Origin of the sequence: Brucella sp. HL-2, from assembly GCF_025846885.2 — a bacterium.
In the GTDB taxonomy this organism is placed as follows: domain Bacteria; phylum Pseudomonadota; class Alphaproteobacteria; order Rhizobiales; family Rhizobiaceae; genus Brucella; species Brucella quorumnocens.
Window position 1 is genome coordinate 1 of the sequence record NZ_JAOYTK010000047.1, and the last position, 9,515, is coordinate 9,515.

A 9,515-nucleotide genomic window follows, 5' to 3' on the forward strand; every position below is an offset into this window, starting at 1 on the left:
GTTACAATCTCAGAGAAGGTTGTGCAGCGGTTGATGAAACAGGAGAACCTGATCGTTGCCACGCCAAAGCGGCGGCGATACCGCTCTTATCTGGGAGAAATCAGTCCTTCACCTGAGAATCTTATTAATCGCGACTTCCAGGCCACAGCGCCGAATGAGAAATGGCTAACTGATATCACTGAATTCCATATCCCGGCTGGCAAGGTGTATCTCTCACCCATCATCGACTGCTTCGATGGTCTGATCATCAGTTGGTCTATCGGAACGAAACCAGATGCGGAATTGGTCAACACGATGCTCGATGCCGCCATAGAAACTGTGACCGACGCAGATAATCGGCCAATTGTTCATTCTGATCGCGGTGCACACTATCGCTGGCCGGGTTGGCTATCGAGGATTAGTGATGCGCAGCTGGTGCGCTCAATGTCCCGTAAGGCGTGCTCCCCAGATAACGCTGGATGCGAAGGTTTCTTTGGCAGGCTAAAAACAGAGTTCTTTTATCCCAGCGATTGGAAGACCACCACAATTGAGCAGTTTATCAAGGAAGTCGATGGCTACATTCGATGGTACAACGAGAAGCGGATCAAAATGTCACTTGGCGCACGAAGCCCAATCGAATATCGAAACAGTCTTGGCATTGTGACGTAAAACCAGTCCAAGTTTTTATCCGCACCCCCAAGTTGGTTCATATCGCCACCACTAGATACTGGCTCAAATTCGTCCAAGCTGCCTAGAGCTGTGTACTACCCTCTCAACTGACATTACTTCTTCTGCAGCGTTTTGACTTGCAAAGCAATATTCCCGCGATCCAGTTCCGAAACAATTATCTCGGCAGGAACCTGTGGCTTTAAACGGAAAATTTTTGCGCCAACTCTCTGATAAGCCCGATCAGATGTTTCACGTCTACCCACGCAGTTCGAAACGAACGCCGCGACCGCTTTCACCGTCGAATTTTCTATCACACACGACCAGCTGACCGAAGATACGTTCGTGCGCAGAAAAACACGGCAAGAATTGCTGCCGGTTAATGTGAGCTTTGATGGATAAACGTCCACATCCTTCGGCTGCACATCGGGTGCAACATTCTTGAAATTTATCTTCGATTCTTTAATGACCTGCTTCAACGTAGAGCAATCTTTTTGAGCATCCAAAGCATAGGCCGAGCTGGATGCGAGAACCAAAACCGATACAAGTGCGTACGTGAATAAACATTTCATCAGAACCTCCGAATAGCTGAGGCATAAAACATTACAACCGATCAAACAATCATGTTTTGCCCAACCGGCCAACCGGTCAGCAACTAAAAGATTATACTGCTTACTTCACGCGACAAGCCATTCCAAGGGATAGTGACGCGTTAAGCCGCAGTCGAAACCATAGACGACAAAGTTGGCGAGGATAGGAGCGGAATGATGACTTGCCAACTCAGCGTGTCGAGCGGTCTTTTATAGCGCTGCGCACCAGTTGTTCTAGCCAACTGGTCTTAACATTGTAGGCGTGCAAGTTACTGGCGATGCCGCGCTCCTGCAGACATGCAGCATCCACGACCAACCCCTCTGGTAATTCGTCCTCAAGGCGGTTTAATAGTGAGATGCTTCGCTCGGCCATACTGAGATTTTTGATTGTTGCTTAAACCAATATCGCAGCGATCAGATGCGGTTCACCCCATACGTGTAAGCAGGGCAGATTGGTTGGCGGTCTCAGATTTAGAGTGTTGGAGTCAAGAACGACGATCACGATTTCAGTGCTCAGATAAGGCTTCCTGCCAATTTTGGCCACCATAAAATAAGCCAAGCACAATAACTTCTTGCGCAGTGACATTGATCGCGATCGTTACTCTGCGTTCAAACCCAACGGTTCGCAGCCCTTCGCGTATATCGTTTCGCAAAGTGCCACGTTCAGAAGCGTAGTCGAAGCCGCGTTTATAGCTCTCGAGCCTATCAATGTATCCAAGTGTGGTATCAGGCAATGCTCTTTCGGCTATCCAATCATAAAGAGCCACAAGATCTGTTTCCGCTTCCGGTGATAAGACGACGGATCTGCAGATCACTTGCGAACGTTCACGCGTTCAGCATGTCGATTACGAACTGAGGCAAAGGCAGAATCAACGGTTACCGCACGGGATGGATCTGATTTCATCGCATCGTAAGATGCAGAAACCGCGTTATTTAACCACCGTTCAATCACTTCATCCCGCTCTCTTAATGCTCGGATACCAGCACGAACAACCTCACTGACTGAAGCGTAATCACCGTTCTTGACTTTGGATTCGATGAAGGCTGCCTGCTCACTAGGCAGGCTAATCGTGCGTTTTTCGATGTTGGCTATTCTTCTTCTCTTCAGCAATGCATCAGGTCAAGTGTGAACAATTCATACCAGAACTTGAACTCAATGCAAAGGGCTCTTGAATTGATGCTAACATCGAACTACGCATTCCCTCCTGAGACAAAAACAAAAAGCCGATCTCTTTGCCAAATGCATCTGCCCTGCATGCTTTTCCAGATTGCCTTTCAACATCGCCGTTGACAAGGTCTTCACCGCAGCTGACCGTTCAAATGTGGGGTTACTTCACTGAGAGCTTCATACCTGCTTACCAAACAACATCGCTAACCCAAACAACGCCCCCAAAGTAGCGACTATGGTAAGTGCAATTGAAGGTTCACGCAGATTCATCGCCATCATGGCCGCGACGCCCCCCAAGGTTGCAATCAGTGCACCGATAACGCGGGCACCCGTCGATCCGTAAAAATGAGTTCGGTGTACCGGTTTCTTACCAGGCTGTTGCTTCTTCTGCCAATCTTCGAGCGCATTTCGAAACTCGCTGAACAGCCGTTTCCGATTAGGCAAATCTAACGGACTCACCAGCAGAGTTGGATAACCCGATCGGACCAGCTTGAGGAGATTGTCATCACCCCAAGTCGTCAAATCAGAAAATGCAATTGGTGCACGGCGTGAAAACTCCAAACCGTCGGGGGTGACCTTAATAAGGTTGCGGGTTGGGAAGACTTTGAAGGTTATGAGCAATGGTACCAACAAGCCCAGCAGAGCAACTACCCCCGCCATGCCCAGCGAACCACGATTGAAAACCACGAACAGAAAACTTCCCGCACTCAGCGCAAAGGCAAAAGGCACCGCCAATTGATGCCAGCGTGTATACACCGATGCGCTAATTCCGTCCGCGCTATTCATATTTGAAACCTTTCAGAAATGACGTTCGCAAAATTTCGGCATCTTAGATACCGAAGGCAACAATTATCAGAGGGAGCGCCTGCGCACGAGTGTCAGTCGTGTATTAACGATGCCTATAGTACTTAAAGCCATCAATTCGCTTATCAATAATTTAGCAACAGGTCAGACCGCCACCATGCGACATGACAAACCTGCCGATTATCGCTATTAACTCAAGTTAACCATCCCCGACAAATTCAAAACAGTTCAGGCCGGGCACTGGGTTTCAGTGATGCTGATCTGGATGGCCGGCCTATCATCGGAGTTTGGAACTGTCACAACTTGCGCGGATTTCATCCAGCCGAACAATGATCACGGCTATTCCGAAACAAACAGATCCAAGACCAAATGACAATGTACCAAGTATCATTCTTTGTACTGAAGACGCCTCAACAATGAACAATAACCCACTCAGTATCTGAACTACTCCCAGAATAAATACTATAACCTTCATTCTTATTCATCCGGCCGTTCTGGTTGGATATTGAAAAATACCGGTACTGCGACTGCAAACATATCCCTGCCCGTCATTTAATAACAGCAGCGCAATCGAATTTGATGGCATCAATCTCTCCTGAAGCCACGTTATATTCACTTACCTGAAGAAATGAACACATATAAATCTTTTCTTCATTCTGCAGAAAAACATAATTTCCCGTCGACGTTTTGATTTCGTAGCCTTTTTCAACGAGATCGAGAATGGTTGGCTTTCGTTCAGCAATGGCTGAGGAAGTTATCGCAAGGACGACGCCGAGTGTAGTGAACAAGATTCTCATTTTAGTCCCATAAATAATAATGCATTCAGAATAAATGGTCTTTAAAAGAGACCTTTGAATTCTTAAGGTCTGCTTCGATTCCGCACAACAAAAAACGACTGTACAACTCGAGCTTCAAACGGCACCATTAAGTCTGGATGACGCCCGTCCTTCATAGAGGATGTGTTTCGAGGCTCCGCAATATGACGCTCCAAATGTCGCGGCTGGAGAAAGTCCATCTCGTCTATCAAGCGTCTGCTAGGGCCTCGACCAGAAGGCTGATCATTTTCCGTTTGACGATAAGATCAGCAAGGCCAAGGCGGAAAAGTGGCTCAGTTACTCAATGCTCTTCCTTCATCATCTGTATATGCGCATGCAGGTCCGCCATGGACATCGAGTCTCCTCGGTTATTGATATGCCAATAGGCACGGTTTGAGCAAGCTGTTGATTGCCGCTGAGAAGTGACGCGGTGGGGGTCGGACGAAAACTTGGGCTATTATGGAGGTAGTTCATGTATTCCTATCGATTGACAGGCGGTCATGTGACCCGTCGATGGCCCAATATCGCGGCTGCCCGTGAGCGGCGACCATTTCGCCGCCGCTCTCACCTCAAGCTGTTCGCGCCTTAATCCAAATAATCGACCTGCAGATGTCTGATCTTGCCGTTAAAGGAAAATGGTTTGCGATCGAAATATGCGAGCGAGACAGGAGAATAGCTGTCCCGGCCAACGTCAAAGGCGTCATTGGCAGTAAAGGCCAGTGCTGTCGAGCGTGGGACACGTCCCTTGCTGACCTCTTTGCCGTCGATGCGAATGACGATCTCAAGAGGTGTTGGGCGGTCACTACCAACCTTACGCGTTTCAACTTCAATCTTGACCTTCCCTGTCGGAAGCGGAGCAGAGGTTTCTAACCGCGTTCGCTCGATCTCAAACAAATTATACTCATAGCTGAGTATTCCATCCTCAACCCAAAGGGCCAGACCTCCGGAAACTGCTCCAAGCGCATAGAGCACACCCTTCGAATCCGGCTGCAAATCCGCATCAATGGTAACAAGGTTGCTGCGCGATCCGAGACGCGGTGCTGTAAATTCTGGAACGGCAACCACGTCCTGCGTGTAGTTAAACACTTTGGAAGGGTTAGACGGTGCGTCTTCCGGATGGAAAACGACAGACCAGAGACCACCGCCTATCGGATCAACTTTATTTTCTTTCGCGCTCACGTCAAACGCGCTCTTCAACGCATTGAGCTTTTCGGGGTTTGCTGCAGCAATATCCTTTGCCTGCGAAAAATCCTTGCTGAGATCGTATAGTTCCCAAACATCGTCCTTCGGTGACCATTGCATGATTGCGGGATCAACCCCCGGCTTCCATGGTATTCGTGGACCGAATGCTGAAGCAATCCAACCGTCCTTGTAATAGGCGCGACTACCCATCACCTCGAAATATTGCTCGTTCTTACGATCCCGCGCCTGTGGGGCGGAGAAAGAATAGGTCATGCTGGTGCCGTCGATCGGATCCTGACTAATGCCATCAACCAGTTCAGGTGGCGTGATTTTGAGAATGTCATAGATCGTCGGTACGATATCGTTGACGTGATGGAATTGCGGATGAGGTGTCTGGTCCGCCTTAATCTTGTTTGGCCACGACACCGCGAGCGGCGTGCGCGTGCCGCCAAAATGTGCGGCAATCAGTTTGGTTGAACGATATGGTGTGGAACCCGCCCAAGCCCAACCGGCATGGTACATGTTGTCGACCTTGGACGATCCCAGCACATCCATGCCACCGAGTTCGTTCATGGTCCGAATGTGATCCTTGATCTCTGAAGGAATGCCATTCTGTGCCAAGAGTTCGCTGATGGTGCCATTCTGGCCTTCAGCACTCGAGCCGTTATCGCCCCAGATATAGAACACGAGCGTGTTGTCGCGGATGCCAAGTTCGTCAAGCGTATCAATCAACCGACCTGCCTGCGCATCGGCATGCTCAGTATATCCGGCAAACACTTCCATGAGCCGGCGCTGAAATGGCTTTTCATCCTCGGGAATATCCGCCCACGCAGCAAGTGTCTCCGGTCGCGGGGTGAGTTCGGTGTCTTTCGGGATCCAGCCCAGTTCTTTCTGACGGGCGAAGACCTCTTCGCGCATCACGTCCCAGCCGGCATCAAACTTGCCCTTATATTTATCCGCCCATTCCTTGAAAATATGATGTGGACCATGCGAAGCACCGGGCGCCCAATACACGAAGAACGGTCGCTCCGGTGTGAGTGCATGAACCTGCTTCATCCATGAAACGGCCTTATCGGTCATGTCTTCGGTAAAATGATATTCTTCTTTACCTGCAGACGGATCAACGCGGACCGTGTTTTCGACAACCGCAGGCTCCCATTGTGAGGATTCGCCTGCAAGGAAGCCGTAGAAATAGTCAAAGCCAATCCCCTGACCCGCAGGCCAGTTCGTATAAGGGCCAACAGCAGTCGTCTCATTGGCTGGTGTGTTGTGCCACTTTCCAAATGCACTTGTAGCATAACCATAATAGCCAAGCACTTTTGCGGCTGTCGCGGATGTGCGTGGGATGCGACCGGAATAACCGTCCCAATCATTGGCCAATTCGGCGATCTGGCCATAGCCGACGCGATGGTGATTGCGCCCAGTCAGCAGTGACGCCCGGGTGGGTGAACACATAGCGGCATTGTGGAAGCGGTTATAGGTAATCCCATCCCCGGCAACACGGCTCAATGTGCTTGTGTTGATCACCCCGCCAAAGGTGCTCGGAAGCGCTGGACCAACATCGTCGAGCATGATGATAACGATATTCGGCGCATCAGCGGGGAGATGTGACTGCGCCGGTAGTGGGTTATATGTCGATTCCGCGATCGTCGGCCCGGCCTTGCTCCCCGAAGGCTTTGGGGGAAATGGGAGCGATTGCTGGGCTGCGACGGGCGAGCCCAACATCAGGAGCGCCGTGCTCATGCCCAACCAACGAGCTCTCGATCGGTAACTAGGATGTTTTCTCATTTGCTTCTCCGTTTCGGACTACACATCTGAACCCTACATGACTTGTTGACGTATCAATGGCTTCTGCATGTCTGGCGGCAGGTCGATAGCGGAGGCAGTAATTTGGAGCACACAGATGCGATCCGCCTTTCAAAACCTTTCGCGGTATTTTTATCTCGGGGAGACAGGGATCATAACTAGCGGACTCAAGTCCACCGCGAGGATTTCTGGGAATGCAGCAGGCTTTCGTGATGTCTGCTTCATGCTTTGGAGCGAACCAATCCGACGTCCACTCCCAGACATTTCCGATCATGTCGTAGACTCCATAACCATTGGGGGGGAATGCGGTGACCGGTGAGGTACGCGCGTATCCGTCGAGGTTATGATTAGCGATCGGAAACGATCCCTGCCAGGTATTGGCCATATGTCGACCATTCGGTGTCAGCTCTGATCCCCAGGCAAACTCAGCCTGATCAAGCCCACCTCTGGCGGCAAACTCCCACTCGGCTTCTGTCGGAAGATCCTTGCCGATCCACCGCGCGTAAGCCTGTGCATCATGAAAACTGACATGGACAACTGGATGATCATCCAAGCCTGCGATGCTGCTGCCCGGACCATAAGGCTGACGCCAGTTGGCATCTCGTAGAAAAACCCACCATTGCGACCAATCACTCAGATCAACCGGCCCGGTCGGCTCTTGGAAAACGAGTGATCCCGCATATAACATTTCCAACAAAATGCCGGGATAGTCCCGGGGATCGGGGACGAACTCGGCAAATGTGCGATGTCCCGTTGCCGCCACAAACGCCGTGAACTGTGCGTTTGTCACTGGTGTCTTGTCGATGTAAAAACTTTCAACACTGACACGATGAGCAGGCTTTTCATCCGGGTAATGGTGATCTGACCCCATCCAAAAAGTGCCACCGCGCACGTAAATCATATCAGCGTGTAAACGCTCCCATGACAAATTCGTTTGAGCAGCATTGATCTGCATTGCGGGCCTCTCCTCGAATTCTCATCACGTCTGCATGCACGCTCACGAACAACGCGAACCTATAAAGCGGGCTATTGAAACTGTGCCGATCAGCATAGTGTCCGCCCTATACAACACGGTCGCTATACAGCCAAAATGGAACTTGGCCCTCGACAGACGCTCCTTATGCAGAGCATCGAAAGCGAGACATTCTTCCACTTAGTGAATCGATGAATTAACGCGTTGTCTCCCAAAACCACCATCAGCCGCGCTCGAGCCATCTTGACGGTGCGGTTTGCGCGCGGGTTGAAATCTTTATCGCTTCGCTTACGACAAGGGCGCACCAACAATCTTGCCATTTTGTGCCAAGTTGGGCTGTGTCTCAATTTTTTCACATCTGATGAGGTATCGCATGAAACTTTGTAGGAGTTGAGTGCGGCGGAAACGGATGACGGTCGATTTCAAAGGCGCATATTTCCCCAAAAGCGTCATCCTGCACGTGGTCTTCTTTTACGTTCGTTTTCAGCTTATATCGTAAACTGCAAGAGATCCTTGATGAACGAGGCATCTCAGTTGATGGCGGTGTCGCCTTAACCGATTTTTGCTAAGCGCTGTGATATTCAAGGAGCATGACCGCAACCCAGCTTGTTCACTTCAAACGCCATCGTTTTCCTGCAGAAATCATCGCGCATGCGGTGTGGCTTTATTATCGGTTTCCGCTCAGCTTTCGCGGATTTGAAGACCTGCTTGCCCAGCGAGGCATTGAGGTTTCGTTCCAGACTGTGTCGGAATGGGCGGCGAAGTTCGATCTCAAATTCGCCCATCAACATCGTCAGCGGTCCCGCGGTCAGTTCTCCGACAAATGGTATCTTGATGAGATGGTGGTTTCCATCAAGGGAAAAAATACTAGCTCTGGCAGGCCGTCGATGCCAATGGTTACGTTCTCGATGCCCTCCTGCAAAACCGGAGACACAAGCGTGCAGCTCTGGAGCTGATGCGAAGGCGGCTCAAGGGCCAGGGGACCACTCCACGGATGATGGTCACCGACAAGCTGCGGTCCTACTCGGCGGCGAAGGCCGAATAGATGCCGGGCGTCGAACATCCTTCGCATGGTAATCCCCCATTTTTAACGGGGTTCGACAGTAGAATTTACGCAGCCATTTTCAGTTTCTGTGTAGGGGTAATGCCGCCGATACCCATATTGGGCCGTTCGTTGTTATACGTCCAGAGCCCTTGTGTAGCGAATTCCTGAGCCTCTTCGATGCTTTCAATGATGTGTTGGTCTAGCCATTCGTGCCCAACCGTTCGGTTATAGCGTTCGACATATGCATTTTGTTGCGGCTTTCCAGGTTGGATGTGACTGATAGTAACCCCTTGTTTTTCAGCCCATTCCACGAGCTTACCACTGACATACTCAGGCCCATTATCCACACGAATTGTGCGGGGTTTGCCGCGCCATTCGATGATCTGGTTGAGGCAACGAATGACACGCTCAGCTGGTAGTGAGAAGTCAACTTCAATGCCGAGCCCCTCGCGACTAAAGTCGTCCAGGACATTCAACAGCCGGAATT

10 protein-coding genes and 2 pseudogenes are annotated in these 9,515 nt (G+C 50.5%); 3 read left to right on the forward strand and 9 right to left on the reverse strand.

What is annotated here, in order from left to right; all coding sequences use genetic code 11:
* A partial coding sequence (locus OIV19_RS22970; protein ID WP_264234181.1) for an IS3 family transposase occupies positions 1-648 on the forward strand: 648 nt, incomplete at its 5' end.
* Between the two features lie 113 nt (positions 649-761).
* On the opposite strand, the gene OIV19_RS22975 is transcribed toward OIV19_RS22970, so the two are convergent.
* The 8 genes from OIV19_RS22975 to OIV19_RS23010 all read right to left on the reverse strand — a co-directional run bounded on the left by OIV19_RS22975 (position 762) and on the right by OIV19_RS23010 (position 7,911).
* On the reverse strand, positions 762-1,217 hold the full coding sequence (locus OIV19_RS22975) for a hypothetical protein (protein WP_264234183.1): 456 nt from the start codon (positions 1,215-1,217) through the stop codon (positions 762-764).
* A gap of 208 nt (positions 1,218-1,425) precedes the next feature.
* A complete protein-coding gene (locus tag OIV19_RS22980) occupies positions 1,426-1,608 on the reverse strand; it encodes an AbiEi antitoxin N-terminal domain-containing protein (protein WP_264234185.1) in 183 nt (60 codons plus the stop codon).
* A gap of 133 nt (positions 1,609-1,741) precedes the next feature.
* Positions 1,742-2,002 (reverse strand): type II toxin-antitoxin system RelE/ParE family toxin, encoded by a 261-nt coding sequence (locus tag OIV19_RS22985; protein ID WP_264234187.1) that lies wholly within the window; start codon positions 2,000-2,002, stop codon positions 1,742-1,744.
* Positions 2,003-2,046: 44 nt separating this feature from the next.
* Positions 2,047-2,346 (reverse strand): type II toxin-antitoxin system ParD family antitoxin, encoded by a 300-nt coding sequence (locus OIV19_RS22990; protein WP_464554341.1) that lies wholly within the window; start codon positions 2,344-2,346, stop codon positions 2,047-2,049.
* 234 nt (positions 2,347-2,580) lie between these two features.
* Positions 2,581-3,189 carry a hypothetical protein gene (locus OIV19_RS22995; protein ID WP_264234188.1) on the reverse strand — a complete coding sequence of 203 codons (609 nt, stop codon included), beginning with the start codon at positions 3,187-3,189 and terminating at the stop codon, positions 2,581-2,583.
* Between the two features lie 566 nt (positions 3,190-3,755).
* Positions 3,756-4,004, reverse strand: coding sequence for a hypothetical protein (locus OIV19_RS23000; protein WP_151094050.1), 249 nt, complete (start codon positions 4,002-4,004; stop codon positions 3,756-3,758).
* Between the two features lie 603 nt (positions 4,005-4,607).
* Entirely contained in the window at positions 4,608-6,992 is a 2,385-nt protein-coding gene (locus OIV19_RS23005) for a sulfatase-like hydrolase/transferase (protein ID WP_319637629.1), read from the reverse strand.
* Complete coding sequence (locus OIV19_RS23010; RefSeq protein ID WP_464554395.1) at positions 6,976-7,911, reverse strand: formylglycine-generating enzyme family protein; 936 nt, start codon at positions 7,909-7,911, stop codon at positions 6,976-6,978. Before OIV19_RS23010 ends, OIV19_RS23005 begins: the two co-directional genes overlap by 17 nt.
* Before the next feature lie 481 nt (positions 7,912-8,392).
* On the opposite strand from OIV19_RS23010, the pseudogene OIV19_RS23015 reads away from it, so the two are divergent.
* Together OIV19_RS23015 and OIV19_RS23020 are read left to right on the forward strand one after the other, a co-directional pair.
* Positions 8,393-8,522: pseudogene (locus OIV19_RS23015) on the forward strand (IS6 family transposase); the annotation flags it as partial.
* Between the two features lie 51 nt (positions 8,523-8,573).
* Positions 8,574-9,025, forward strand: a pseudogene (locus OIV19_RS23020) (IS6 family transposase); the annotation flags it as partial.
* A gap of 68 nt (positions 9,026-9,093) precedes the next feature.
* On the opposite strand, the gene OIV19_RS23025 reads toward OIV19_RS23020, so the two are convergent.
* On the reverse strand, positions 9,094-9,515 hold a 422-nt coding region (locus OIV19_RS23025; protein WP_264234195.1), incomplete at its 5' end, for an integrase core domain-containing protein.